This window comes from Pseudomonas sp. PS02303 (genome assembly GCF_029959925.1).
In the GTDB taxonomy this organism is placed as follows: Bacteria; Pseudomonadota; Gammaproteobacteria; order Pseudomonadales; family Pseudomonadaceae; genus Aquipseudomonas; species Aquipseudomonas mandelii.
Genome location: NZ_JASCOM010000012.1, coordinates 1 through 26,637 on the forward strand (window position 1 = coordinate 1; position 26,637 = coordinate 26,637).

Annotated in this window: 26 protein-coding genes; 11 read left to right on the top strand and 15 right to left on the bottom strand. The window is 59.1% G+C overall.

The window, feature by feature from the left end; translation table 11 throughout:
- Positions 1-672 (top strand): TetR/AcrR family transcriptional regulator (locus tag QMX98_RS05315; protein WP_282410382.1); only part of this gene is annotated, 672 nt, incomplete at its 5' end.
- A complete protein-coding gene (locus tag QMX98_RS05320) occupies positions 662-1,438 on the top strand; it encodes a pyrroline-5-carboxylate reductase dimerization domain-containing protein (RefSeq protein ID WP_282410383.1) in 777 nt (258 codons plus the stop codon). The genes QMX98_RS05315 and QMX98_RS05320, both read left to right, overlap by 11 nt.
- Before the next feature lie 68 nt (positions 1,439-1,506).
- Here QMX98_RS05320 and QMX98_RS05325 read toward each other — a convergent pair whose 3' ends face one another.
- Complete coding sequence (locus tag QMX98_RS05325) at positions 1,507-3,543, bottom strand: NADH:flavin oxidoreductase (RefSeq protein WP_145308318.1); 2,037 nt, start codon at positions 3,541-3,543, stop codon at positions 1,507-1,509.
- A 318-nt stretch (positions 3,544-3,861) separates the two neighbouring features.
- On the opposite strand from QMX98_RS05325, the gene QMX98_RS05330 reads away from it, so the two are divergent.
- A complete protein-coding gene (locus QMX98_RS05330; protein ID WP_102594478.1) occupies positions 3,862-4,770 on the top strand; it encodes a glycine betaine ABC transporter substrate-binding protein in 909 nt (302 codons plus the stop codon).
- A gap of 200 nt (positions 4,771-4,970) precedes the next feature.
- Here QMX98_RS05330 and ycaC read toward each other — a convergent pair whose 3' ends face one another.
- The 4 genes from ycaC to QMX98_RS05350 all read right to left on the bottom strand — a co-directional run bounded on the left by ycaC (position 4,971) and on the right by QMX98_RS05350 (position 8,512).
- A complete protein-coding gene (gene ycaC, locus QMX98_RS05335; RefSeq protein WP_077749496.1) occupies positions 4,971-5,603 on the bottom strand; it encodes an isochorismate family cysteine hydrolase YcaC in 633 nt (210 codons plus the stop codon).
- Between the two features lie 162 nt (positions 5,604-5,765).
- On the bottom strand, positions 5,766-6,221 hold the full coding sequence (locus QMX98_RS05340; protein ID WP_010455390.1) for a VOC family protein: 456 nt from the start codon (positions 6,219-6,221) through the stop codon (positions 5,766-5,768).
- Between the two features lie 51 nt (positions 6,222-6,272).
- Complete coding sequence (locus QMX98_RS05345; RefSeq protein ID WP_282410384.1) at positions 6,273-7,232, bottom strand: EamA family transporter; 960 nt, start codon at positions 7,230-7,232, stop codon at positions 6,273-6,275.
- The gene (locus QMX98_RS05350) at positions 7,229-8,512 is read right to left on the bottom strand and encodes an MFS transporter (protein WP_282410385.1); all 1,284 of its coding nucleotides are present in this window, start codon (positions 8,510-8,512) and stop codon (positions 7,229-7,231) included. Before QMX98_RS05350 ends, QMX98_RS05345 begins: the two co-directional genes overlap by 4 nt.
- 125 nt (positions 8,513-8,637) lie before the next feature.
- On the opposite strand from QMX98_RS05350, the gene QMX98_RS05355 reads away from it, so the two are divergent.
- The gene (locus QMX98_RS05355) at positions 8,638-9,096 is read left to right on the top strand and encodes a helix-turn-helix domain-containing protein (protein WP_010455384.1); all 459 of its coding nucleotides are present in this window, start codon (positions 8,638-8,640) and stop codon (positions 9,094-9,096) included.
- Positions 9,097-9,130: 34 nt separating this feature from the next.
- On the opposite strand, the gene QMX98_RS05360 is transcribed toward QMX98_RS05355, so the two are convergent.
- The 3 genes from QMX98_RS05360 to QMX98_RS05370 all read right to left on the bottom strand — a co-directional run bounded on the left by QMX98_RS05360 (position 9,131) and on the right by QMX98_RS05370 (position 11,474).
- A complete protein-coding gene (locus QMX98_RS05360) occupies positions 9,131-9,574 on the bottom strand; it encodes a TspO/MBR family protein (protein WP_083377295.1) in 444 nt (147 codons plus the stop codon).
- Between the two features lie 63 nt (positions 9,575-9,637).
- On the bottom strand, positions 9,638-10,453 hold the full coding sequence (locus tag QMX98_RS05365; RefSeq protein ID WP_077749492.1) for a DUF1206 domain-containing protein: 816 nt from the start codon (positions 10,451-10,453) through the stop codon (positions 9,638-9,640).
- A gap of 97 nt (positions 10,454-10,550) precedes the next feature.
- On the bottom strand, positions 10,551-11,474 hold the full coding sequence (locus QMX98_RS05370) for an AraC family transcriptional regulator (protein ID WP_282410416.1): 924 nt from the start codon (positions 11,472-11,474) through the stop codon (positions 10,551-10,553).
- Positions 11,475-11,671: 197 nt separating this feature from the next.
- On the opposite strand from QMX98_RS05370, the gene QMX98_RS05375 reads away from it, so the two are divergent.
- Complete coding sequence (locus tag QMX98_RS05375) at positions 11,672-12,421, top strand: glucose 1-dehydrogenase (protein ID WP_282410386.1); 750 nt, start codon at positions 11,672-11,674, stop codon at positions 12,419-12,421.
- A gap of 122 nt (positions 12,422-12,543) precedes the next feature.
- Here QMX98_RS05375 and katG read toward each other — a convergent pair whose 3' ends face one another.
- The 6 genes from katG to QMX98_RS05405 form a co-directional block, all read right to left on the bottom strand.
- Positions 12,544-14,802, bottom strand: coding sequence for a catalase/peroxidase HPI (katG, locus tag QMX98_RS05380; RefSeq protein ID WP_282410387.1), 2,259 nt, complete (start codon positions 14,800-14,802; stop codon positions 12,544-12,546).
- Positions 14,803-15,192: 390 nt separating this feature from the next.
- Positions 15,193-17,229, bottom strand: a complete 2,037-nt coding sequence (locus QMX98_RS05385) for an alkaline phosphatase family protein (protein WP_282410388.1) — start codon at positions 17,227-17,229, stop codon at positions 15,193-15,195.
- A gap of 28 nt (positions 17,230-17,257) precedes the next feature.
- A complete protein-coding gene (locus QMX98_RS05390; protein ID WP_282410389.1) occupies positions 17,258-17,872 on the bottom strand; it encodes a hypothetical protein in 615 nt (204 codons plus the stop codon).
- On the bottom strand, positions 17,869-19,167 hold the full coding sequence (locus tag QMX98_RS05395) for a sialidase family protein (RefSeq protein ID WP_282410390.1): 1,299 nt from the start codon (positions 19,165-19,167) through the stop codon (positions 17,869-17,871). Before QMX98_RS05395 ends, QMX98_RS05390 begins: the two co-directional genes overlap by 4 nt.
- A gap of 389 nt (positions 19,168-19,556) precedes the next feature.
- Positions 19,557-20,129, bottom strand: coding sequence for a hypothetical protein (locus tag QMX98_RS05400; RefSeq protein ID WP_282410391.1), 573 nt, complete (start codon positions 20,127-20,129; stop codon positions 19,557-19,559).
- Between the two features lie 135 nt (positions 20,130-20,264).
- Positions 20,265-21,158, bottom strand: coding sequence for an AraC family transcriptional regulator (locus tag QMX98_RS05405; RefSeq protein ID WP_282410392.1), 894 nt, complete (start codon positions 21,156-21,158; stop codon positions 20,265-20,267).
- A gap of 152 nt (positions 21,159-21,310) precedes the next feature.
- Between QMX98_RS05405 and QMX98_RS05410 the strand changes: the two genes are divergently transcribed.
- From QMX98_RS05410 to QMX98_RS05430, 5 genes are all read left to right on the top strand, one after another.
- The gene (locus tag QMX98_RS05410; protein WP_010455367.1) at positions 21,311-22,033 is read left to right on the top strand and encodes a cysteine hydrolase; all 723 of its coding nucleotides are present in this window, start codon (positions 21,311-21,313) and stop codon (positions 22,031-22,033) included.
- Between the two features lie 124 nt (positions 22,034-22,157).
- Positions 22,158-22,430 (top strand): hypothetical protein, encoded by a 273-nt coding sequence (locus tag QMX98_RS05415; RefSeq protein WP_010455365.1) that lies wholly within the window; start codon positions 22,158-22,160, stop codon positions 22,428-22,430.
- A 71-nt stretch (positions 22,431-22,501) separates the two neighbouring features.
- Positions 22,502-23,002, top strand: coding sequence for a CinA family protein (locus QMX98_RS05420; protein WP_282410417.1), 501 nt, complete (start codon positions 22,502-22,504; stop codon positions 23,000-23,002).
- A gap of 98 nt (positions 23,003-23,100) precedes the next feature.
- Positions 23,101-23,358, top strand: a complete 258-nt coding sequence (locus QMX98_RS05425) for a hypothetical protein (RefSeq protein WP_282410393.1) — start codon at positions 23,101-23,103, stop codon at positions 23,356-23,358.
- 36 nt (positions 23,359-23,394) lie between these two features.
- Positions 23,395-23,754, top strand: coding sequence for a hypothetical protein (locus QMX98_RS05430; RefSeq protein ID WP_282410394.1), 360 nt, complete (start codon positions 23,395-23,397; stop codon positions 23,752-23,754).
- Between the two features lie 38 nt (positions 23,755-23,792).
- Here the strand turns inward: QMX98_RS05430 and QMX98_RS05435 are convergent, their stop codons facing one another.
- Positions 23,793-24,653: a CAP domain-containing protein gene (locus QMX98_RS05435; RefSeq protein ID WP_010455357.1), complete on the bottom strand. Its 861-nt coding sequence runs from the start codon at positions 24,651-24,653 to the stop codon at positions 23,793-23,795.
- A gap of 227 nt (positions 24,654-24,880) precedes the next feature.
- On the opposite strand from QMX98_RS05435, the gene QMX98_RS05440 reads away from it, so the two are divergent.
- Entirely contained in the window at positions 24,881-26,494 is a 1,614-nt protein-coding gene (locus QMX98_RS05440) for a methyl-accepting chemotaxis protein (RefSeq protein WP_077749481.1), read from the top strand.
- Positions 26,495-26,637 lie beyond the last annotated feature (143 nt).

A 26,637-nucleotide genomic window follows, 5' to 3' on the forward strand; every position in this document is an offset into this window, starting at 1 on the left:
GAAGCGGGTTGGCGTGGCTCCGTCAATGGCTGGCTGGACGCGGCTTACGATGCGCTGAAGGAGTCCGGTGTGGACGCCGTGCGGGTGATGCCGTTGGCCAAGCGGCTGAATTTGTCGCGCACCAGTTTCTACTGGTTTTATGAAGACCGGGAGCAGTTGCTCGCGGCGCTGTTGGCGCGGTGGCGGGACAAGAACACCGGCGGCCTGATTGGCCAGTGCGAGAGTTATTCAGAAAGTATTTCCGAAGCGATCCTCAACGTTTTCGAATGCTGGTTAAACCCTGATTTGTTTGACTCGCAGTTTGAATTTGCCGTGCGCAGCTGGGCGCTGCAATCGGCTGAGGTGTCCGCCGAAATCGCGCTGGCTGATGAAGCGCGAATCAATGCCCTGGCCGCGATGTTCCGACGGTTCGGTTATGAGGTCGCGGCCGCCGACGCTCGGGCCAGAACGATCTATCTCACCCAGATCGGCTACATCTCCATGAAAACCACTGAGGATATCGTCGTACGTTTCCGGCGAATCCCTGAGTACGTCACCGTATTTACCGGCAAAGCACCGAAGCGGCGCGAGCTCGACCGGTTTTATGGGAAATTCGGCTACGCAGAAAAAGAGCCGGGGGTTTTCGTGTCACGGGTCGACAGCTTTGAGGAGGCCGCCCCCGATGCAGAATAGAACCCTGGGCATCATCGGTGGCACCGGCTGGCTGGGCCGCGCGATTGCGCAGGCGCTGCTCGATACCGGCTTCATCCGTCCTGATCGTTTGCTGGTCTCGAACCGGTCCGGCACCCACACGTTCGAACCACCGGTGCGGCTGCTGGCTGACAACCAGTTGCTGGTGGATCTCAGCGATATCGTTGTGCTGTCGATCCGGCCAGAACAATTTCGCCAACTCCAGATAAACGCCAGGGGCAAGCTCGTGATTTCCCTGATGGCCGGGGTTCCGGCGGCGGCTATTCGCGCGGCAACGGGCGCCGAAGTGGTGGTACGGGCGATGCCGAATGCGGCGGTGGAAATCAGGCAATCGTTCACGCCTTGGTGCTGTCCTGCCAGCCTGTGCGAGCAGGACCGAGCGCTGGTGCAACGGTTGTTCGAATGCGTGGGCACGGCGGATGAAGTGCCGAATGAGGACTGTATCGATTACCTCAGCGCGCTGTCCGGCACCGGGCCTGCCTTGGCGGCGATGTTGCACCAGGCGTTGATGAATCAGGCGGTGGCGGCGGGCATCCCGGCCGCGATCGCACAACGAGCCGCACAGGGTGTGGTGGTGGGCGGCGGTCAATTACTCGCCAGCCATGATCCCCGGCAAATGATTGAAAACTTGATGGCTTATCGCGGGGTGACGGCGGCCGTGCTGCAGTCGATGGCTGATCAGGGCATCGAAGCCATGGTGGGGCGTGCCGTGCAGGAAGGCGCGCAAGTGGCCCGGCGAGGCATGTAGTCGATCGGTCCGGGCACACACTTTGCGCCCGAGGCGCCTCCTTCCGCTCAGGGAAGGAGGCTGTCGAGTCAAATATCTTTCACCAGTCGCAACGCGTCATAGATCGCCGCGTGGGTATTTCGAGCGGACACCGCATCACCAATCCTGAACAACTGGAAACGCCCTTGCGGGTTGGTGACGATGTGCTGTGCGTTGCCCGCGATGAGGTCGTGCTGTTCGACTGCGCCTTCATTGCTCGAATGAGGACGAAGGTCGAAATACAGGTCATCCAGGGGGATCGTGCCGTGGTTGACGACGACCTGATCGACCACGCGTTGCTTGTGGACCTTGCCGTAATCGCTGCCGAAGGTCGCAATGAGCCTGCCATCGCGCTTCTCGACTGACTCGACCCGATAGGTGACGGTGAAGGTGACGGCCAGGTCCTGCAGGCTGCGCATGTAGGGCACCAGGTTCATCGCCATGACTTCGGGTGCAAACGACCGGTCCGGGGTGACGATCTCGACGGTCGCACCGCTTTGCGCGATGACTTCGGCCGCCTGCAGGGCGGCGTGGTCGCCGGCATCATCGAAGATCAGGACATTGCGGCCAGGCTTTACATCGCCGGAGATGATGTCCCAGGTCGAGACCACCAGGTCATTGCCCTGCGACAGCACCTCGGTATGGGGCAGGCCGCCGGTGGCAACGATTACCACGTCCGGTTCATGGGCCAATACCGTGTCGGCCTCGGCCCAGGTGTTGAAGTGGAATTTGACGCCCAGGCGCTCGCACTGGCTCATCCGCCAATCGATGATGCCGATCATTTCGCGTCGGCGCTCGCTCAGTGCCGTCAGCCGGATTTGGCCGCCAGGGCGGTCGGCCGCTTCCAGCACGGTGACATCGTGGCCGCGCTCGCCGGCCACGCGCGCCGCCTCCAGACCTGCGGGGCCGCTACCGATGACCAGGACCTTGCGCTTCACCGCCGCTTTGGGAATGTCATGGGGCATCGTGGTTTCCCGACCGGTCGCCGGGTTGTGGATGCAATAGGCGGCGCCACCCTGATAGATCCGGTCCAGGCAGTAATTCGCACCCACGCACGGACGGATATCTTCTTCACGCTTCTCGATGATTTTGCGCACGATGTGCGGGTCGGTCATGTGCGCGCGGGTCATGCCCACCATGTCCACCTTGCCTGACGCAATGGCGTAACGCGCGGTGGCAACGTCGGGAATCTTCGCGGCGTGGAAGGTCGGAAAACCCGTGGCGGAGCGAATCTCGCCGGCGAAGTCCAGGTGCGGGGAATTGCGCATGCCCTGGATCGGGATGACGTCGGTCAGGCCCGCGTCGGTGTCGATGTGGCCGCGCACGACGTTCAGGAAGTCCACCAGCCCGCTGTCCTTGAGCATGTGTGAGACCTGCATGCCCTCGCTGGCATTGAAGCCGCCCGGCAGTTGTTCATCACCCGTATAGCGCACACCCAGCAGGAAATCTTCGCCGACCCGCTGGCGGATGCCCCTGAGGATGTCGAACGTAAAGCGCATGCGGTTTTCCAGCGAGCCGCCATAAGGGCCTTCGAGGTCATTGGTCAGCGGTGACCAGAACTGATCCATCAGGTGCCCGTAAGCCTGTAATTCCAGGCCATCAAGCCCGGCGGCCTTCATGCGCTCGGCGGCATCCACGTAGTCCTTGATGATCCGCTCGATGTCCCAGTCTTCCATCTTCTTCGGGAAGGACCGGTGCGAAGCCTCGCGTCGGTGCGAGGGCGATACCACGGGCAACCAGTCGGCTTTGTCCCATCGGGTACGGCGGCCCAGGTGTGTCAGCTGGATCATCACGGCCGCGCCGTGTTCATGGCATTCGTCGGTCAGGTCCTTCATCCATTTGACCACTTCGTCCTTGTAGGCGAGCACGTTGTTGAACACCGGAGGGCTGTCTCGGGACACGGCTGCGGAGCCGGCGGTCATGGTCAGGGCCACGCCGGCTTTGGCGCGTTCGACGTGGTAAGCGCGATACAACGCCTGCGGCATGCCATCGACCGGGTAGGCCGGTTCGTGCGCGGTGGTCATGATCCGGTTTTTCAGGGTCAGGTGCTTGATCTTGTAGGGTTGCAGCAAGGGATCGCTGGACATCGTGGTGCGCTCCGTAGTGGGGCTTCATCGGACTTGGCGAGTTGAAATTAGGATAACTGTACACCTGTGTCAATCATCGTTGACACAGGTGTACATTTTTCTTGCGCGCCGCAAAACTCGTCGATAAGATCAAGCTCGAAAGGGTGCAGAGACCCCGTCGTCAGTGTTCTGGATGGATGACATGCATGGGATTGCGAGGGGCAGAAGAAGAGGGCTGCGCTGCCCGGGCTTAAAGCAGCGAAGACTGCACTGTTCACGACCGTAAGGCCGTTCAAATGAAGACAACCTGCCTATCCCACATCAATAGGAAGACGCCTGATGAACGCTCGTTCGCCGTATCGAAAAAAAGCCTGTGCCTGCCTTTTCGGCTTTGCGCTTGGAGCAAGTGCAGCGCTGGTTCAGGCTGCTGAACCCGAGCCCGTGCGCATTGGCTGGGTCAATTGGTCCGACACCGAAATCACCGTCAAACTGGCCAGCACCGCGTTGCAGGAACATCTCAAGCAACCGGTCAAACTGGTGATGGCCGACATTGGCATTCAATTCCAGGCGCTGGCCAACGGTAATATCGACCTGATCCCGATGGTGTGGCTACCGAGTACCCACAAGGCGTTTTACGACAAGTACAAGGACCGGCTGGAAGACCTCGGCGTGCTGTATGAAGGGCGGATCGGCATGGCCGTGCCCACCTCGGTGCCCATCAGTGAAGTGGCGAGCGTCGAGGATCTGAACAAACCGCAGGTCCGGGAAAAACTCGACGGCAAGATCCTCACCTCTGAAGTCGGCAATGGCCAATACAAGCTCACGGTCAAGGCCATGGAAGAATACAAACTCGACGGGTACAAGCTGGTGGCCTCCTCGGAAACCGGCATGCTTAATGAGCTGGACCGCAACCTCAAACGTGACAAATGGTCCCTGGTCAATGCCTGGAGCCCACACTGGATGTTCTCCAAGTGGTCACTGCGTTACCTGGATGATCCCAAGCATATCTTTGGTGGCGCCGAGCAGATTCACGCCATGGCGCGCAAAGGTTTTAGCCAGCAGTACCCGGAAGTGGCGTATTTCTTCGCTCATTACTCGATCCCCCAGGCGGACCTGGAAGCGCTAATGATGCAGGCACGCCAAACCTCCTCTGACCAGGCCGTGGCCGCTTATTACGCTGCCAACAAACCGCGTTTCGAAGCGATGTTCGAGCAAGGCGGGCAGCGAGTCAGCACGCGACAGCCTTGAACACCTGAAAACACACAAGGCCGCGAAGGCGGCCTTGTTTTCATTCTCACTGCTTACACAACCGCAGCCTCGTCAATGCCGCTCTTCGATCTCGACAACGGTCATGCTCCACTCCTGCCAATTCATAGAAGGCAGCGTGTCTGACTGTCCCATGAGGCTGACAAGATAACGGGCGATGAGGTCATCATCGCCCGTTTTCTTTATGCCTGGCGCGCTGCCATGGCCGAGTAGCTGTTCATCAGGTTGCGGTAGTTCGGAATGCGCTGGGACAGCAAGTTGCCCAGGCCTTCGATGTCGTTGCGCCAGTCGCCCTGTAACTCGCAGGCGACCGAGAACCAGTTCATCATTTGCGCACCGGCTTGCGTCATGCGGTTCCACGCTGCCTGTTGCACGGTGGTGTTGAAGGTGCCGGAAGAATCCGTGACCACGAACACTTCAAACCCTTCAGCCAGGGCCGACAGCGTCGGGAAGGTCACGCACACATCGGTCACGACACCGGCAATGATCAGTTGTTTGCGCCCGGTCGCCTTGATCGCCTTGACGAAGTCTTCGTTGTCCCAGGCGTTGATCTGGCCAGGACGGGCAATGTAGGGCGCGTCCGGAAACATTTCCTTGAGCTCCGGGACCAGCGGACCATTGGGGCCTTGTTCGAAACTGGTGGTCAGGATGGTCGGCAGTTCGAAGAACTTGGCCACGTCAGCCAGAGCCAGCACATTGTTCTTGAACTCATTCGGCGAGAAGTCCTGCACCAGCGAAATCAGACCGGTCTGGTGGTCGATCATCAGGACTACGGCGTCGTCTTTGTTCAGGCGGTTGTATGTGGCGTTGCTCATGATGAAATCCTTTCTCTGTAGGGGTAAGTGGCTTCGTTCAACATGGGCTCAGATTAATGATCTACAGGAAAGGGAAAAAGAGGGTGAAAACGGTTTGACTGTCAACTCGGATGGGACAATCGATCGCCAACCGGCGAAAGCGGGCATTCACCGCAGCCCCATTCAGGCAAATGCATCCTCGATAAAGGCCTCCAACGCCTTGTCTTCCAATATCTCGATGGAGAAGTGCCCGAAGCGCTTGGGCAGCCAGATGATGCGGGTCCCGGACGGAGATTGCAGGTTCGCACGGGCGAGTGGTTTTCCGTTCTCGTCTTCTGGCTGAACACCCGCGGCGATCAATTCGTCATAGGCCTTCTCGATGTCCGGTGTGGAGTAGCAGTGGCGGTAAATCATGCCTTCGCCCGCGCAATCCAGGAGCGCCTTCAGGTTCCCCGCCAGCGGTTGTACCAGCATGAATCGCTCCGCACCGATCAACGCAATCGCGTAGCGCACGTGCAGACCACCGCGTTCCCAGACAAGCGTTTTAGAGATCCTGGCTTGCAGTATCTGTGCGTAGTAAGCACAGGCTTCTTCGAGGTTCTTGACCAGCACATCGACGTGACTGAACTTCAGCTCCATTGCATTCCTCCGGTTGAATCCGTGTCCATGGTAACGACCGCCGCCTCGGCATTAGAAGAATTTTCGTGTGGCCTTGGTTGCCCGTCCATGAGGCAGCGATGCACTTACTTCTGCTGCACTATGGCGTCGGTCTGCTCGCCTGAGCACGGCACTGAGCAAACGCTGTCCGTATAAACCGACGCCAAGCCCCGATACGATGAGAACGACAGCAACGATTTTGTTGAATGACAGGGGCTCATTGAAAATCATGACTGAACCCAGCAGTCCGAATACCGGCACCAATAACGATAACGGCGCGACGGTAGACACTGGGTATCGTTTCAGGAGTGAATTCCACACCCAGTAGCCGAACAGGGTGTTGGGGTAGACCTGGAACAGGATCGACAGGACGGCACGGTAGTCGAGTTGATTCACCAATGCGCTGTAACCCGTCGAGCCGTTGACCGCGTAATCAAGCGCGAAAAGAGGGATGGGCGAAAAAGCACTGGACCACACCAGGAAAGCAAAGACCTGAGTTGTTCTGGCTTTTTTGTTGATTACGTTGGCCGCACTCCAGGCCACCGCGCCCAGCAGCACCAGCATCAGCCCTGCCGTCGTCACTGTCCCGTCAACAATCGAGATGATGCTCAACAAGCCACAGAAGGCGATGCCCATGCCCGCCAGTTGGTAGCGGGAAATGGTCTCCTTGAATACCCATGAGCCCAGCAGAATCGTGAAAAAAGCGCTGAACTGAAGCACCAGCGAAGCGATGCCAGCGGAGAGGCCCGACTTGATACCAAGGTTGACGACGCCCCAGAGTCCTATGCCGAAGACCAGACCGTAACCCATGATGTAGCGCCACTGTACATCGGGTTTCGGAATGAAAAAGATCGCTGGAAGTGCGCAAAGCGTAAAGCGAATGCCGGCAAGAATCAGCGGGTCAACGGTGGTGAGGCCCAGTTTGATCACTGAAAAATTCACACCCCAGATGGCCGTAATCGAGATGGCGAGTAGCAGGTGCCTGGCTTTCATGCTGATCTTCCTTGATTGGTCGGTGATAGATGACTCGTAAAAACCCAAAGCGCCAAAGCCGCAGCGCTGATCAAGGCGCCAAGCACGCTTGTTGCCATCCAGCCCCAGCGCGCATAAACCTGGGTTGCGGCGACCGCCCCCAGCGCACTGCCGACCGAGTAGAAGCACATGTAGGCGCCGACCATCCGACTTTGCGCGTCGGGTCGTGCCGCAAAAATGAAGCTCTGATTGGTGACGTGCACGGCTTGCACCGCGAAGTCGAGCACGACCACGCCGAAAACCAGCGCGATCAGGGACGTCTGGGCAAAACTGATGGGCAACCAGGAAAGCGCCAGGAGCCCCAGCGAAAGGCCGGTTACGCGTTGACCCCAACCTCTATCGGCCCACTGGCCGGCTCTTCTCGCAGCCAAGGCACCGGCGACACCGGCCAGGCCAAACAGGCCGATGGCGGTGTGTGAAAGCGACAGCGGCGGAGCGCTTAACGGCAGCACCATAGAGGTCCACAGCACTGAAAAAGCGGCAAAGATCAGTAAGGCCAACAGGCCCCTGGCCCACAAAACCGGTTCGGTCATGAACAGCTTGAAGAGCGACCGGATCAGCGCAGGGTAGGTGTCATGATTGCGTGGCAACGCCGTGGCGGGCACCACTTTCCACAGGACCGCCGCGAGGGTCAGCATCAATCCTGAGGACACGAAATAGACGGCGCGCCAGCCCGCCAGATCGGCGATCAGCCCAGAGATAAACCGCGCCAGAAGAATGCCCAGGACAACCCCGCTTGTTAGGGTCCCCACGGCCTGCCCGCGCTGTGAGGGCGTTGCGAGCGCGGCGGCATAGGCTACGAGCACCTGAACCACCACTGCGAGTAATCCCATCACAATCATGGCGCCCAAGAGAGCCAGCCACTGCTGTGAAGCGCCGACGGCCGCCAGCGCGAGGGCAGACAGCATCACTTGAGTCAAAATCATCCGTTTACGGTTGACCCTGTCGCCCAGCGGTACGATGAACAACAACCCCAGCGCGTATCCGGCCTGAGTGGCCGTCACCACGAACCCGATCACACCTGAAGTGACCCCTAGGCTTTCAGCCATCGAGGCGAGCAAGGGTTGGGCAAAGTAAACATTGGCGACGGCCAGCGCGCAGGTGACAGAAAACAATAACGTGAGTGACGGAGAAAGCCCCGAAGACCGTTCAGTCCTACTGATTTCTTCGGCTTCCGCAGGCGGCAATCCCACAGGCTGCCCGGTGCTACGTTTGGCTATTGCGTCGGCATCTGCTGTCATAAGCGCCTCCATGGCGTTAAGCTGGTTGCAATTAAAAACCGGATTCGATTATTGCTGAATCAAGTTTCAAATTGCAACCAGCTTGGTCGGCAGACTTGGCAACCGTTATCCAAAAGGTAAATACGATGGTCGAAGGCACTTCACCGCACAGCAGCGAATGCCCGGTAGCAAGAACACTGGAGGTGATTGGGGATCGCTGGTCGCTCATGATCCTTCGCGACGCCTTTGACGATATTCGCCGATTCAGCGAATTTCAGAAGAGCCTGGGCGTGGCCAAAAATATCCTGGCCTCGCGGCTAAAGGCATTGGTTGAGGTCGGGGTCTTCGACGTTCGACCGGCGTCAGATGGAAGCGCCTACAAGGAGTACGTCCTGACGGACAAAGGACGTGAGATCTTTCCGGTGGTGGTCAGCATGAGGCAGTGGGGCGAACGTTTCCTGTTCCAGCCGCAGGAAACGCGTTCTGTGCTGTTGGACAACGCGACCGGCCAGGCCCTGATGCCGATGGATGTTCGTTCATCAAGCGGGCAAAAACTGGGGCCGTCTGACTGCCACAGGGTGAGACTTGTCGACGGCGAGTCGTGAAACAACAGCAGTCGAGTTAGCTGCTCGGAGTTCGCTATCCGCGGTTATTGCGCAAGATGGAAAAATTCAACGCAGCCGCCACACAAAGCCACACAAGGTAGGGGAACAGGATCAAGCCTGTGATCACATCTAGCCGCATCGCCATCACCACCATCGCTGCGACCACCAGCCAGAGCAGCGTCAGGATCACCATCGCGGCGAAAATGCGGTGTGCGCCGAAAAACACCGGTGTCCACAGCGTATTCAGGGCAATTTGCGCCGCCCATAACGCCAGCACCACCTGACTTCCAGGTATCAGGGACAACCGGTAACCGGCCCAGGCGAGCAACAGATAGATAATCGACCAGGCGACGGGAAACAGCCAGTTGGGTGGCGTGAAGCTCGGTTTGACGAGTGATTCGTACCACTGGCCCGGTTTGAAAAGAAGGCCAGTACTGGCCGCCGCGCCGCAGGCTAAAAGAAAAATCAGAAAGGTCATCATCAGTCCTTCGTTGAAGTCAGCTGTGTGGGGGTTGCAAAAACCGGTCGGCCATTCATGCCGCTAGGCGCCCGGTACGCCAGGCACATCCATGTTGATCTTGCGCCAGGCGGCTTCGGACAAGCTGTACACCGAAAAGGCGATCAATCCCAGGGCCATCACCATCAAGATGACGCCGCCGGCCGGCAGGTTCTGCAGCGCATCGAGGGCCTCCTTCATGCCGGGCGGGTCCATGGCTTTATAGCGGGAGCCGCTGATGATCAGCAACAGCGCTATTTCGATGAACACGACGCCACGGGCGATCAGACCGAATCGAGACACCGGACGGACGTAGCGCATGACGTCTTCGTCCGCTTCGAAATATTTCTCGAACGACGACTTCCAGCCCTTGATGATGTGAGCAATGCCTACACCCAGAGGGATGATCGCGACGAGGTAGACCACGACATTCGAGTGTTCCCAGGACAACAGGTGCGCCAGTAGATCCTTGGTCTGCCCACCGCCGGAATCGCCCGAGCTGCTGATGCCGCTGATGAGCAAGCCCAACGCAAAAAATGCCAGCGCGCCGTTGACCAAACCTCCTGCCAACAGTCCTGCCCGGATGACCAACCCCTTCATTTCGTGACCGTGATGATCAACGTCGCGCAGGGCTTGCAGCACTCGCCAACAGGCGAAGGCGAGCAGGCCTGCCACCACCAATCCGACTAAAACGTAACCGAAAGGCTGGCTTAACACGGCCTCCAGGCTCCTGTGACTGTCTTTGGGTTTTGTCGAATCTTGAGCCGCCAGCAGCGCGAAGATGCCAATGATCAGGTAAAGAACGCCGCGAGCGGCATAGCCTCCCCGAGCGAGTACAACAAGGCTTTGGTGCGCAGACATGAGAGCTCATTCCAGAGAAGTACTACAGGAGCAGACCTTTCAGGCGTGGAGGGGTTCGATTGAAGATAGGGTTCGACCAACCCCTCGGTCGATATTGTCAGGCAGGATTAAGCTCAGGCCGCAGATCAAGTGTTGTCATCTCAGTATCACCCGGGACAACGGGCGCCCTGAACCTTGCAGCATCACGCGCCGGTGGCATGCCGAACAGGCGTGCATATTCCCGGCTGAATTGTGATGCGCTTTCATACCCCACGGTGAAGGCAATTGAAGCGGCATCGCGAGTCTCGAACAGCAATAACCAGCGAGCCCTGAGCAGGCGCAGGCGCTTTTGATATTGAATGGGCGTCATGCCTGTGATGGATTTGAAATGCCGATAAAACGCCGCAACGCTCATGTCGGTCATGGTCGCCAGTGGCTCAACGCGAAAGGGTTCGGTGTAGTGCTCACGGATCCATTGGGTGGCGCGGCGTATCTGCGCCAGACGACCATCCGGGCGAGCGATTTCACGCAACATCGGCCCTAGCGGGCCTTGCAAGGCTCGAAACAGAATCTCCCGCTCAAGCATCGGCGCCAGTACCGCGGCTTCGTTTGGGCGGTCCATCAGCCGCATCATGCGCAACCAGGCGTCGATCATTTCAGCCTGTGCCGGCACCGCCGCAAAGCGGCTTGCGGGTGGCGGCGCGGTCGTCTTGATGTCGGTTGTCAGCAGCGTCGCGATGACGTTCGGGTCCAGGGTCAGGCTGATCGCAAGATAGGGCAAGGCTGGTCCGCCGGGGTGTATCTCACCGGTGGCGGGCACGTCCACCGGCACGAGGAAGTAGGTCATCGGCAGATACTGATAAACCTGATCGCCGATAGACAAGGTTTTCGCACCCTGGAGCACCAGGTGCAGCATCGGCTGATACACCTGGCTCGCACACGCCTCCGCCTGGACCATCGTCACACGCGGCAGCCCGGTGTCCGTCCACTTGTTTTCCGCGCGCATCACGAGGCGGCGCAGTTCTTCGATCGCAGGATTCATGCGCTGAACATGAGCCATCGCCGCGAGCAGGGCAAGCCATGCGAGAAGAATAGGCAAGCATTCGATAACAACTGGCAAACGTTTGTCCTTCGCCTGCCCGGATACTGGGGGCAAGCGGCAGGTTGCGCTCAGGCCTTCAAAACCTGATGGCAGGCAGACCTGCGATGGATCAATCAACTCAGGTAAAGGTCAGCCTCATGAAACTTGAAGGAAAAATTGCTGTTGTCACGGGCGCATCGAAAGGCATCGGCGCAGGTATCGCCAAAGCATTGGGCGCGGCAGGAGCAACGGTCGTTGTGAACTACGCGTCGAGCAAAGCCGACGCCGATGCGGTGGTCGCGCAGATTCAGGGGCAGGGCGGTAAAGCCGTCGCCATTCAGGCGGATATCAGTCAATCAGCCGATGTGGTCCGCCTGTTCGACACGGTCAGGGCGGACTTCGGGGCGCTGGATATTCTGGTGAACAATGCGGGCGTCGCGGTATTTCAAATGATCGAAGACCTCACCGAGGACGCGTTCCACCAGCAATTCAATCTGAATGTGCTCGGGTATCTCCTGGCGGTCCGAGAAGCCGTCAAGCTGCTTGGCCCCTCGGGCAGCATCATCAATATCAGCTCGATTCTCAGCACCGATCCCTACTTGGCTTCCAGCGTTTATTCGGCCACCAAGGGCGCGGTTGATACATTGACGTTTGCCTTGGCCAGAGAGCTCGGGCCGCGAGGGATCAGGGTCAACTCGATCTTGCCCGGTCACACCAATACGCCGGCGACGGAGGGCAACTTCGCCGGAGCGTTTGGTGAACAGCTGATCGCCGGTACGCCGCTTGGTCGTTTCGGTGAGCCCGAAGACATTGCGCCGCTGGCCGTTTTCCTGGCATCCGACGACTCGCATTGGGTCACCGGCGAATCCATCAGGGCATCGGGTGGTGTTCGTGGGGTGGGTTACTGAATCCTGTGATGATTGCGACCGGTGCGGGGTGACAGGCACCCGCAAATGACAAAAGGGCCACGTCTCTCCGTATCACTGGATCGAGGTGGCCCCTTTCAGGCGTCACAGATTCAACAACGGCATCACTTCACATCAAAGCGATCCAGGTTCATCACCTTGGTCCACGCCGCCACGAAGTCTTTCACAAACTTCTCTTTCGCATCACTGCTCGCGTAAACCTCCGCCAGCGCCCTCAATTGCGCATGAGAGCCGAAGACCAGATCAACCCGCGTGCCGGTCCACTTCAATTCACCGGTTTTGCGATCGCGTGCTTCAAACTCCTCGTTGGCCTCTGAGGTCGGTTTCCATTCCACGCCCATGTCCAGCAGGTTCTTGAAGAAGTCATTGGTCAATGCCTCTGGCTGCTGGGTGAACACGCCGTGTTTTGTTTGCCCGACGTTGGTGTTCAACACGCGAAGACCACCCACGAGCGCGGTCATTTCTGGCGCGGTGAGCGTCAGCTGTTGCGCCTTGTCGATCAACAGATGCTCGGCCGACACGCTGTAACGGGATTTGAGGTAGTTGCGAAAGCCATCGGCGATGGGTTCGAGGAAGCCGAAAGACTCGACATCCGTCTGCTCTTGCGAGGCGTCCATCCGCCCGGGTGTGAACGGCACGGTGACGCTGTGGCCGGCATTTTTTGCGGCCTGTTCGACACCTGCATTACCCGCCAGAACGATCAAATCCGCCAGCGAGATTTTCTTGCCGCTGTTGTTGAACTCGCTCTGGATGCTCTCCAGTTTCGCCAGCACGTTCGCCAGTTGCTCAGGCTGGTTGGCTTGCCAGGATTTCTGCGGTGCCAGACGCAGACGACCGCCGTTGGCGCCGCCACGTTTATCGGAGCCACGGAAGGTGGAAGCCGCTGCCCAAGCTGTTGATACCAATTGCGAGACGCTCAGGCCCGAGGCAAGCACTTTGCTCTTGAGCGCTGCGACGTCGCTGTCGTTGACCAAAGCATGGTCGACCTCTGGGATCGGGTCTTGCCACAGCAGTTCTTCGCCGGGCATTTCCGGGCCGAGGTAGCGGGAGAGGGGGCCCATGTCACGGTGGATCAGTTTGAACCAGGCACGGGCGAAGGCGTCGGCCAACTGATCCGGATTGGCCAGGAAGCGCCGCGAGATCGGTTCGTAGATCGGGTCGAATCGCAGGGCCAGGTCTGAGGTCAGCATGGTGGGATTACGCCGTTTGGACGGGTCGAAAGCATCCGGGATGGTGCCGGCGCCCGCGCCGTTTTTCGCAACCCACTGGTGCGCACCGGCCGGGCTTTTGCTCAGTTCCCAGTCGAAGCCGAACAGGTTTTCCAGGTAGTTGTTGCTCCAGCGGGTGGGTGTGGTGGTCCAAGTCACTTCCAGGCCGCTGGTGATGGTGTCCGGGCCTTTGCCGGTGCCGAAGCTGTTCTTCCAGCCAAGGCCTTGTGCTTCGAGGCCCGCCGCCTCAGGTTCGGCACCTACGTTGTCGGCGGGGCCGGCGCCGTGGGTTTTGCCGAAGGCGTGGCCGCCGGCAATCAGCGCCACGGTTTCTTCGTCATTCATTGCCATGCGGCCGAAGGTTTCGCGGATGTCTATGGCGGATCTGACCGGGTCTGGCTCGCCTTCCGGGCCTTCGGGGTTGACGTAAATCAGGCCCATTTGCACGGCGGCCAGCGGGTTTTCGAGATTGCGACCGTGTTCGGTACGGCTCTCCTCGTTTTTGCCGGGTTCGGCCACGAGTGGACCGTCACCGGGTGCTTCCACGGGAGCATTGTCGTCTTTGCCGTAGCGGGTGTCGCCGCCCAGCCATTTGTTTTCCGAGCCCCAGTAGACGTCTTCATCGGGTTCCCAGACGTCCGCACGGCCACCGGAAAAACCAAAGGTCTTGAAGCCCATGGACTCCAGCGCGACGTTGCCGGTAAGGACGATCAAGTCGGCCCAGGAAATTTTTCGACCGTACTTTTGCTTGATCGGCCAGAGCAGCCTGCGTGCCTTGTCGAGGCTGACGTTGTCCGGCCAGCTGTTGAGCGGTGCAAAACGCTGTTGGCCCGAGCCGGCGCCGCCCCGACCGTCGCCCGTGCGGTACGTGCCTGCGGCGTGCCAGGCCATGCGAACGAACAGCGGCCCATAGTGACCGAAGTCCGCTGGCCACCAGTCTTGCGAATCGGTCATCAGCGCCGTCAGGTCGCGCTTGACCGCCTCAAAGTCCAGGGTCTTGAATTCTTCGGCGTAGTTGAAGCCCTCGTCCATGGGGTCGGACAGGGACGAGTGCTGGTGCAGGATCTTCAGATTCAGTTGGTTCGGCCACCAATCGCGGTTCGTCGTGCCACCGCCAGCGGCGTGATTGAACGGGCATTTCGATTCATTTGCCATGTGTGAGCTACCTTTGGTCGTGTTTCATCCGGCTATCGGCCCGGGGTGGGCGTTAGATAGCAACGAGCGAATTCAATGACATAGGCTGCAGGACCCACAGTTGGATCAACTGATTGTCTGGACCACACGGGAATTCTGAACTGCGGCAATCGAGTTGCCTGCGCGGTGGCCCACGGGTGGCCTAGTCAAGCTTCGGACTCATTCCTGTCTCCTTATCAGCACTAAACCGGCCAGCTTGTTCCGCCAGCGCTGGATACAGGTTAGACCCCACTTGGGAAGTCAGCTAATAGGTGGAGTATTGGGGAGTAATAGACAGAGTCTTTTACGGGTGTCGCGGGGAGGGCCCGCGTCTATCTGGAGCAAAGACGCGGGTTTGCGGGGCTTGAACGGTTACTTTCGAACGTTCTGGTACAGCATCAACCGTGAGGTTTCATGCATGGCGCGGGTCAGCGCCGACAGGCGTTTGAACTCTTCAGGGTTTTTCTCGGCAACGTTGTCCCGTGGCGTCATCGAGGCCAGGTCGTGAAGGGTCGGCGAACTGCCGTCGTGCTCCATCTGCACCATGTAGTGTTGAGTCACGCCGGCAATCAGCGGGAACGTGCCCTCACGCAATACCAGCGGCACCACGCGTTCACCCTCGCGCGCGGGCTGCTGGATATCACGGCCCATGCCGCTGTTGCGAAACTCAAGGCCGGCCATCCCCGCCACGGTGGGCAGCAGGTCCACCAGGCCGACCGCTTCCTTGACCTGGCGCGTCCCGATCAAGCCTGGTGCGTGGATGATCATCGGCACCGCGTTGCTCTCCAGGCCCAGTTGCTCGTAGGCCGGTGCCAGGAACGGGATCTGCGCGATACGGGTGTTGTGGTCGCCAAACATCACGAAAATGGTGTTTTCGTACCAGCCACCGGCCTTGGCGATTTCCATCAAGCGGCCGAGGTTGAAGTCCAGCAGGCGCACGGCGTTGTACTGCTCGACACTGCGCGATCCGGCAGCCTGCACTTCGGCCAGGGTAGGGTGCTTGACCTCGAAGCCGTCATTGCTTTTTGGGATCGTGAACGGACGGTGGTTGCCGGCCGTCTGCACATAGGCAAAGAAAGGTTTGTCCTTGGGCAGTGCTTGCAGGATCTGGTCGGTTTCCTTGAACAGGTCCAGATCGGAAATACCCCAGACGTCTACCACCGGCGATTTCCAGTCCCGCTCTTCGAACAGACGCACGCCGTCGATGCTCTGCCGGATCAGGGCATTCATGTTGGCCCAGCCGGAGTTGCCGCCGATGGTGTAGATCTTCTCGTAACCGGTGAACGCATTGATCAGCGTGTTTTGCTGGGTGATCAGCGGATTACGCGTCGCGGTTTCCTGTCGCGTGACATCAGGCACCCCGCTGATGCTGGCCCAGACGGTTTTCGCGGTCCCCGTTACGGGTACGTAGAAGTGCTCGAAGAACCAGCTCTGAGTGGCCAGCCGATCGAGATTGGGCGTCGGATTGATCGGGTTGCCGTAGGCCCCGACGGCACTGGTGCCCAGCGATTCAAGCATGATGAACATCACGTTCGGGGGACGCGAGCCCGGGATTTTGTACGGTTGGGGGGCCTGGTGCCGCACGAAATCAAGGGTCTGCGGGTCGGGTTTGTCGACACCCAGGTAGTTGGCCATGACCGCGTAATGTTCGCGCACTTGCGCCTCGTCATAACGCGATTGGCCGACTTTGCCCGTATCGTAGAGAAACAGCACCGGGTTCAGGCCGAGTGCGGCGATCTGGTTATTACCCGAGAAGAACGCATCGCTCCAGCGCAACGGAACGGGGTTTTCAAGGTTCATGTTTTCGACACGACCCAAAATGCCCAGCAGCACCAGGACGACCATCAACGCACCGCCCCACGTCGCGGAGAGCTTGCGAATGGCTTTGCGAGGGCGGTCCAGCGTGAAGCGTTCCAGGCGCACCAGGGCCAGTGTCACCAGCGCGATCGTTACCAGCCAGCCCAGTGAAATCCAGATCACCGGGTAAGTCTGCCAAACCATGTCGCGAGAGATCTGCGCATCCTCGATGAAGCGCAGCACGGTGGCGTTGATCCTCACGCCCAAGTAGGCGTAGTGGCCAAAGTCGATGATGTAGATCAGCAGCAAAACGCTCAGGGCGGCGACCAGATAGACGCGTGCGATACGTCGCAGCAGGCGGCTGCGGAGCAGGTTCCAGCGAGGCATCCAGGCCAGCAGCGCCAACGGCAACATGGTCAGGATGGCCAGGCGCAGATCGAAACTGAAGCCGATGCTCAGGGTTTCCCAGACGCCCTTTGTGTCGATCAGGGCTTTGGGTTCGAACCCGGAAAAGCCGAAGAAGAACGCCATCCTCAGCAGTGCAAACAGCACAAACGCAATCGCTGTAGCGCCTAGCCAATAATGTAAACGTCTCGAGTGCAGCCAACCCATCCTTGTTCCCCTGTTAAAAAGTTAAATCTCAAACGGATTTGAGTTCGTCGCTCGCTGCACCGCGCCGCTTGCTTGAGCGGCGATAGGTCCAGCGCAGGGCAAGCGTCAGCAGTGCCCCGCAGCAATACAGACCCAACAGCGGATCAACCAGGTAATCCCAATAGTTTTGCGAAGGTTTGATCCCGGCGATGAAGGCCAGGGTTGCGCTGGCCAGCATCAAGACGGCCAGGCCATTGCGCAGGTAAAACAGGCCCAGCGTCAGCACTGCGAAGAAAATCAACATGGGGCGCGGGCTGTAGCCTAACCGATAGGGGTCCACATCACTCATGCCCAGAGTGGCCGGGTACAACACCAGGGCCATCGCGGCGAAGAGGATCAATACGCCGGTCCTTCCCCGTGCCGGTGGCAGCATGTCCAGTCGACGCAAGCAGCCCCACGCCATGAACACCAGGGTGGTGATCGCAAGGTCATCAATGTAGCTGCGCAAATACGCGGCCAACGACAAGCCGTCCGGCGAGAAGAAGCTGACGGCCAGCAAGGCGGCCAGCAGTGCGATCCGCCAGGTCCTGGACAAGCCGAACGACGGCAGCAGCAGGAAGATGATCATCGCGAAGCTGAGATGGGCTTGCCACAGGCTGATCATTTGAGGCGCTCGCTAAGCCATGCATCGTTAAAGGTGACGTGCTTGATGAAGGTGTTGTTCCAGGAATAAACCAAGTGATACATACCGTCAGGACTGCGGATGAAATACGGGTATTCGTATTCGAATTCACACCCCTGGTTTTTACAGACACGTTTGTCGAGGTTATCCAGGAACTCCGCTTCCAGTGAATGGCGACGTGCGCCGCTGGAACCGCGGAATTCTCTGCCGATGATCTCCTTGTAGGCTTCGGGAGAAAATGGCGCGCCCAGTGGATCCGGGGATTTGTCCAGGTCGCGTAATGAGCGCCAATCGTCCATTTTGGCGTCGGTCCCATACAGGCTCAGCTTGAAGCGCCCCTCCTGCAGGTCGTTGAGCGCCACCAGCAACCCATGTTCGGGTGTTGCGACGGCCGCCAACGAGGAATTCGGGTTCGAGGGGTCGAGCGGATAAGGTTCGCTCCAGGTTTGCCCGGCGTCTTCAGTGCGGGTCGCCAGGACACGGTGGTGGGTGTTGCCGGCATAACGCAGCAAGGCGATGCCGCGCTGGCCATCCAGCGGCACCACCGCGGGTTGCAATGAATTCATGCCGTGGCTGATGCGGAATTTGTCGATTACATCGCCGTCTGCGCTCAGGTAGAGGTACTCGGCAAACTTGCCCAGGAACTCATGGTAGACCGGCAGGCCGATGGAGCCGTCGGCATGAAACACCGGTGCCGACCGGACCAGGGTGCTGATGTTCAGAAAGGGCGAGGTGATCAGTTGGCGCGGAGCGGACCAATGTTCACCGAAGTCATCGGAAACCATCACGTTGACCGCGCTACCGGCCCAGCCACCCATGGACACGGACACGTAGAACAACCACACCCGATTATCCGGCGCGAGCGCCACCACCGGGTTGCCCAGCTTGCGGATGTATTTTCGAGTGCCCTGTTGGGTCGAGTCCCGAGTGGCCAATACCTGTTCAGCACCCCATTCGCCGGTTTTCGAGTCGAACCGGGCGGAGCGCACCTGTACATCGGCTGCGCCTTCGCGGGAGCCAGCAAACCAGACCGTCATCAGACTGCCGTCGGGCAGTGCGGTGACCGCCGAGGAATGCACGAAATCCACCAACCCGGAGGAGGCGAAACGGCTGGTATAGATGGGCTTGGCCACTTTGCCGGCCACTGCCATCACGGGGCTGATCAGGGCAAAGGAAGAGTGCGTATTGGCAGGATTGATGATCCACGCGGTCGCAAACAGGCAGGACAGTAGAAGGTAAGCACTGAAGGCAGGAAAACTGGGAAGTTTGATGCGCATGACTACGTTGGCATCTCATGGACCGATAAGGCGGCCAAACTAACACTCGTTAGTACACGATCGGGTTTTATGACTGGCTAAATTGTAAGCAGGTATTTGTAGCGGCCAGCCATGTCGTCGCGTTCAGTTTGATTGAGCGCCGGAGACTGTCGGGCCAGAGGGATTGTGGCGGGCTTGAGGTGGTTTACGCCGTTGGTCGCAAAGGCTGGGGCGGTAACAGGGACGTCTTCGGAATATGTGCTGTTTGTTCCGGCCTCTTCGCGGGCAAGCCACGCTCCTACGGTTGACCTGCGTCGTTCACACAAGACGTGATCGACCCCTATCTCTGTGGAAGCGTGGTTTGCCCGCCAAGACAGCAGCACAGGCACAAACGCTTTTTCTGCTGAAACCTAGTGCTGTCTGTACGTCTGGAGGGTGAAGGCATTCCCTGCCGGGTCTTTACCCTCAAGCGTTATCTCATTGTCCTTGATCATCAGGATTTTGAGTTCGTCGGAAGCGCCGGACGCTAAGCCGTCGCTAAAGTTTGGCAAGGAGGGCCCGGCAAACTTGGCAACCAGCAAGGGGGAAATGGCTGTGCCGTTGATTACGTAAGACTTGGGAATTGATTTCATGTCAGCCAATGTGAACGAAAGCAGGCTGGAATCGGCCGTCCAGCTGCCGGCTCCGTTTACGCTGTACTCAAGCCGGTAAGGTTTGGCTTCAACGGTTCCGTCTACAAAGACAATGCCATTGACGTTGTACCGTCCGTTGCGGAAGTACTCTGTCATTCCCTTGAATTCGAACGTGCCGTTGGTGATCGGGTAGGTGTAATCGGTCGTCCAGCGACCTATGAAGCGGGGATTGTTGGGGTTGGTTTCGTGAAACGTGGCGTAAATCGTTGCAATGCCGCTTAGAACTGCCACCAGGGCCACAAGCGCGAACCAGGCTTTAGTGGAGACTCTTTGTATAGCAGTGAAACTCATTGTGATGGATTCCATTCGATTGATTTGTCGTGCGCGGACGTCTTCCATGGGCGGTGGTGATACCGCACCCCGGTGTATTGGCCGCCGGGACAGAAGTATAAAACTCAAGGCGCTAGAAGACACAAAAGCGCGAGCTCACGCAGTTTCATTTGCCGCGTCATCCGACCGAACCCGCTGCACGCGCGCGGTCACCCGCGGCACCTCCCCAGAGGCATCACGTTTCAACCATTCAGCCGGTGGACAGCCAATCACGTTGAGAAAAGTACGGGAGAAAGAAGCTTGCGAGCTGTACCCGACCGATGCGGCAACCACTTTGATCTGAACCCCGTCGCGTAGCAGGTCCTGGGCCACTTTCATCCGCCAGGCCGTCACGTAGCCCATTGGTGATGCACCCATGATCTGCGTGAAGCACGCAGAGAATTTCGACCGGGACATGTTCGCCAGGCCAGCAAGTTTCTCGACAGTCCACAGCGCCTCCGGCTCCTGGTGAACACGTTGGAAAACCGCCCCAAGACGCCCATCCTGAAGCGCATAAAGCAGGCCGCTGGAAATCTTTTGCTCGACGACCGAACGGCGCACCAACACCACGAAAATGTACTCAAGCAACAGGTTGAGCGCTTTGGTTCTGCCGGGGGCCTGATCCTTGAATTCGGCAAGCAGTGAGCCGATCACGGGCGTGATGTTCTGCAGTTCCCTGAACGGGAAAACCAGTGTTTCCTTGAGGCCCAGAGGGAAGGGTTGCAGGGCGTTGCGCCCGAACTGGAACGAGGCGCAGATTAGCTCGGCGCCGTGTGCCGAACTGGCGCGCAACTGGTAGCGGCAGCTGCTCGGGCAAAACAACACGCTGGGTTCGGTGATGGAGATCTTCGGCAGGCCGGGTTGCACCATGTCGATCCCGCCTTCACTGATGACATGGATGAACGCCATGCCAGGAGGCTTGTCGAGCACCAGCGTGCCATCGACCCTGCCAGAGAAGAACAGCCTGCCCTGAAGGTTGGTGCGTTCGAAGAATTCGGACAGGATATCCATGATAGAGACGACCGGGTAAAGACTCTGCACGTCCTGGCAAAAGCCGCGCAGGGCAGGGCAATAGGATGAAGTTCTCGCCGATGGTAGACAACGCCCCACCGGGGCGCCATGGCGCAGAGCGATTTTCCTGTTATCGACCGGAGTCCACTGTCATGAGCAACGATTCGAACCGCATCGCCCCCCAGTATGCAGACCCGGCAGAGCCTGCGCTGCCCGATCCCGGCATGAAGCTTGATCTCTCGCGGGCCGCGCTGGTGGTGATCGATCCGCAAATCGACTTCCTCAGCCCCGAAGGCGTGAGCTGGGGCGTGTTTGGAAAAAGCATCGTCGAGCACGATACCGTCAAGCACATCGGCCAGCTGTTTGCGGCCGCCAAGGGCGCGGGCATCACGGTCGCCGTTTCGCCGCACTATTACTATCCATGTGACCACGACTGGCATTTCGGCGGACCGCTTGAGAAGGTCATGCACAGTATCTGCATGTTTGATCGCAAGGGGCCGCTGACCCTCGACGGTTTCGAGAACTCCGGTGCCGACTTCATGCCCGAGTACAAGCCCTACATTCTCGACGGCAAAACCATCATCGCGTCACCGCACAAGGTGTACGGCCCGGAAACCAATGACCTGGCGTTGCAGCTGCGCAAGCACGGCGTGTCGCAAATCATTTTGGCGGGCATGGCGGCGAACCTCTGTGTCGAGTCGCACTTGCGTGAACTGCTGGAACTTGGCTTCGAAGTGGCCGTGGTTCGGGACGCCACCGCCGGCCCGACGACTCCCGAGGGCGATGGCTACCTGGCAGCGCTGATCAACTATCGCTACATCGCCAATGCGTTGTGGAGTACGGCGCAAACGGTCGAGTTTCTTAACGGGAAATAAGCCATGGCAATGGACTGCGTCTCACCATTGGGCGCAGCCTTGAAAAACTGCCTTTGGTCGGTGCACCTGAACCGCTTTCACGATGGATTGATCCATTCTGAAAGAACTCTCGGGGGGCGCTGCCATGCACTCGTTTGCCAATCTGCTGACTCCGGCGCAAGAGCAAAAGCTGCGTGCGCTCAACACCTGGCATCTTGTCCTTGAGGACTTGAAGCTGCGCATGGAGTGCCCCGATGCGTATCACGAGGAGCTGATTCGCCAGTCTGACGAGATGGATCGCTTGGGAATCGTGAGCTGGCAGGAATGGCGCGACCTCAGGGTTGAGGCCGATCAAGCGTACCTGCGCGCCATCGCGGGCGAGGATTATCACCGAGCACTAAGGAAGAGGGGCGGTTGATGAGCTTCGCCGGTGCACAGCTGAGGCTGAAGTTTGATTCGGTGTTAAACACGGAAAACGGGTTAAGTGCGATGTCGATCGTTGAAACAGTCGTCGATTATCTGCGTCAACAGTCGTTGCGGCTGACCACCGCAGAATCCTGCACGGCGGGCAGTATCATCACGCTGCTGGCCCAGGTGCCCGGCAGCGGTGAGCTGATTGAAAGCGGCTACGTGGTTTACTCACCCGAGGCCAAGCAACGCTTGCTCGCAGTCAGTGCAATCACTATCGAGACCTTTAATCTCACCAGCTGCGAAGTGGCTCGGGAAATGGCCATCGGCGCGCTGCGTGACAGCCCGGCCAACGTGGGGGTGTCCACGACAGGGCTGCTGGGGCCGGAGGATGTTGATGGTATTCCAGCCGGCACGGTTTGCTTTGCATGGGCCTTCATGGCAGGGCAGGAAATGGCGGTATTCAGCCGCAAGCAGCGATTTTCTGGCAGTCGGGAGTCCGTGCTCCAGCAGGCGTCGTTGTATGCTTTGAAAGAATTGCCGACGTTTCATCAGGCCATGCTCAACGGCGAGCGGGGCTAGATGATGAAAACTTCGGTTATCCCGTTCGAGTGAGTCGGGGTTCGATAGCATGAACAAAACCATCAGCGCTAACGATCTGGGCCCTGTTGGACGACGGGATGCCTCCGGATGTCCTGGTCGCTGCCGCCAAGCGCATGGGCGCTCGATCAGAGGATCTGGAAGGGTTGCGGCTGGAGCTGTTGAAGACTATTCAACAAGGGGAAAATGTACCGGGTTTCGGGCTCTGCCGATCTTGTCGCTTCCATCAGACAGTGGCTGGCGGGGCCTTCTGTGGGCCGACTCAGGAACCCCTGGAGTCCGGCGAAATCGGTTTGATTGGCAGAGAGCATCAATTGCCCGAAGACGTGAACGATTGACAGCGGTTTAATATTTCGACCATCAAAGGATTCCCCATGGGTTTAAGCAAACGCGATCAGGCACACATCGAGCGTCGCCTGATTGCCACCCTGACTGAGGCGTGTGAAACGGCCAAAGCGCACATCGTCGGCTTTGAATGGCTGACCCACGAAGTCGATTACGAGGAGTTTCCTTCCAGCCTGAGGATTGTCTGGGTTTTCGACACCCAGGCCAACAAGAATCAGGCGCTGGCGAGCGGGCAGGGCGAACGCATGGTCGAACTGACGGCTACAGCATTAAGCGAAGCGGATGTACACGTCAGATCGGTCGCGGCCCATGTGCAGTTTGATTCTGAAGAACAATGCCAGCGCGCCAATGGCGGCAATTGGCAGCAACGCCTGGCGCGTAAGCGCTAGCCCTGTAGCAAATCGGAAGCGACAGCGCAGAATCAGGATTACGGCGCACCAAACATCATCGTCCAGTAAACCCCTTCATCACTGCGCGCGTCTGCTGCATACGCCGCGCCCACCTGGGTAAACATCGGGTTCATCAAGTTGGCGCAATGCCCGGGGCTGGCCAGCCAGCCTGCCATTGCCTTGCCCGGTGAGCTCTGCCCGGCGGCGATGTTTTCGCCGATCTGCCGGCCTCGGTAACCGGCGGCCCTTGCTCGATCCGCCGGGCCATCACCGTCGGGGTCACGGTGTGCAAAGTAATTGCCATAGGCCATGGCCTTGCTGTGCCCTTGCGCTGCCGCGCCGAGGGCGGGGTTCCAGCTCAGCGGTCGTGCGGCGGGGTAGCGCTGACGACCGCACATTCGTGATTTGGCCCGGGCGGCATTGACCTGCGCCAACAGCCCCTTGCTCGCCGCACGCGAATCACCCACACGGCTATCGAGAACGGGTTGCGCCAGCACGATCTGCCACTCGCTTCGGGCTCGACTGACGCCAATGTCGGCGTACTGGTTATCCAGCAGCGCCCCGCAGTATTCGTCCTGAAACAGGTCAAACGCTTCGTCGGCGTCCTGCGCGCCTACCACACGCAGGGTGCGCACCGTCACCGCTGCATAGCCTGAAGCCTTCAATCGATCGCGCAAACCGCCGCCATAGCCAATCGGCAACGCCAGGTTCGACTTCAATGACAGCGGGGCCAAACGTTGGGCCGGGCGCCTGTCGCAACGTTGCGGGTGGGCGCGGTAGTCGTTGATGGCTTCCACCAGTTGCCGTTCACCACTGGCATAAGCAGGACTGGCAAACAAAGCAAGCAAAGGCATGAAACAGAGCGAGACAAAACGCAAGGCAAGGCGAGGTTGGCGCATGGGACGGCAGCTCTGATGAGATGACAGCGGCAATGGGAATTCACGGCTCGGCTAAGACTTGCGTTCAGGCGCTAGGTTCAGGCGTGAAGAGGGGAAATTTGCGCTGGAGACAGCGGCGGTGACTACCGCATGTCGCAAAACACTGAAAGTCCGGCGTCAGGCATCAAAGAGTGGCGGGCGCCGCCGATAACGTGTTCATAAAAGCGACGTACCGAGAGGGCTACCCCATGTCTATAAAATTACGTTTGTTGCTGCTGATTGGTACGAGCTTGCTCACCGCGCTGATCGTGAGCCTGGTCAGTTACGTGGGAAACACCCGGATGGCCGAAGCGGTGAAGGACAACGAGGTCAGCTTGACCGCGCTGCGCAATCACCTCGAAGCCGACATGATGCACGACGCACTGCGCGCCGATGTGCTGTCCGCGATGGTGGTCGGACTGGGCAAAAGCACCAGCAGCAAAGCCGAGGTGCACAGTTCCATCGAGGAGCATGCGGCGCATTTTCGTGAAGTGCTGGGTGAAAACCTCCAGTTGCCGGTCAACGACACCATCAAGGCGGGCTTGAACAAGGTCAAGCCGAGCCTCGACACCTACATCAGCGCCGCCGAGCGCATTGTCGGTCTGGCGCTGGAAAATCCGGATTCCGCGCAAAAGGAACTCGGCACGTTCAATACCGCGTTCAGCCAACTGGAAGACCAGATGGCAGCCCTCAGCGAGGTGATCGAAACCAGCACCCAACAGACCAGTAAAAACACCGAGCAGGCCATCAGCAGCGCCAACTTCACGCTGGGTATCGTGCTGATCGCCAGCCTGTTGTTACTGCTGATCCAGGGACGCTGGGTGATTTCGAGCATCATGGGGCCGTTGCAGACCGCCAGCCGCATTGCCCAAAGCATCGCCCATGGCAACCTCAGCGAGCCGATTGTCGAACCGACCCACAATGACGAAGCGAGCGCCTTGATCCGCAGCCTGGCGACCATGCAGCGTGACTTGCGCGGCATGATTGAGGTGGTTCGCAGCAATGCGCATGGCGTCAGCGGCATGAGCGTGCAGTTAAGCAGTGGCTGCCATCAGGTCGCGGACAGCAGCCAGCAGCAAAGCGTCGCCGCCAGCACCATGGCCGCTGCCGCCAGTGAAATGACCGCCAGCATCGAGGAAGTCACCCGTCACGCCGAACGCGCGCTGAACATGGCCAACCAGGCCGAAGCATTGGCCAAGGACGGTGGTCGGGTGATTCATCAGGTGGTCAATGACATGGACGGCATTGCGCGTTCGGCGCAGCAGTCAGCCCAGGTGATCCGCACGCTGGACAAGGAGTCCGAGGGGATTTTCAGCATCATTCAGGTGATCAAGGGCATCGCCGATCAAACCAACCTGCTGGCCCTCAACGCCGCCATCGAAGCTGCTCGCGCCGGTGAACAGGGCCGTGGTTTTGCCGTGGTGGCCGACGAAGTCCGCAGTCTCGCAGGACGCACCAGTGCCTCCACGCAGGAAATTGCCAGCATGGTCGCGCGCATCCAGCAAAGCACCCGCGAGGCGGTGACCAGCATGGAGGCGGGCGTTGCGCAGGTCGACAAAGGCATGGCCGTGACCGCCGACGTCGAGCGCGCGATCCGTGAAATTCTTGAAGCCACGCTCAATACCACTGAGCTGGTGAATGACATCACTCGCACAATCGGCGAGCAGAGCCTGGCCAGTAACGAAATTGCCCAACAGGTGGACATGATTGCCGGGATGTCGGAGGGTAACAGCAAGATTATTGGTCAGACGGCTTCGACGACTGATGAGCTGTCGACCTTGGCGGGCAAGCTGTCGCAGTCGGTGGATCGGTTTCGGCTTTGAGGCTTGTGCACTGATCCATTGATTCTTGGTGTTATTGAAGGCCTCTTCGCGAACAGGCCCGCTCTTGCATGGGGTCTGCTTCGAACACAGATCCTGTGTTCAATGAAGATCCCATGCAGGAGCGAGCCTGCTCGCGAATGCGC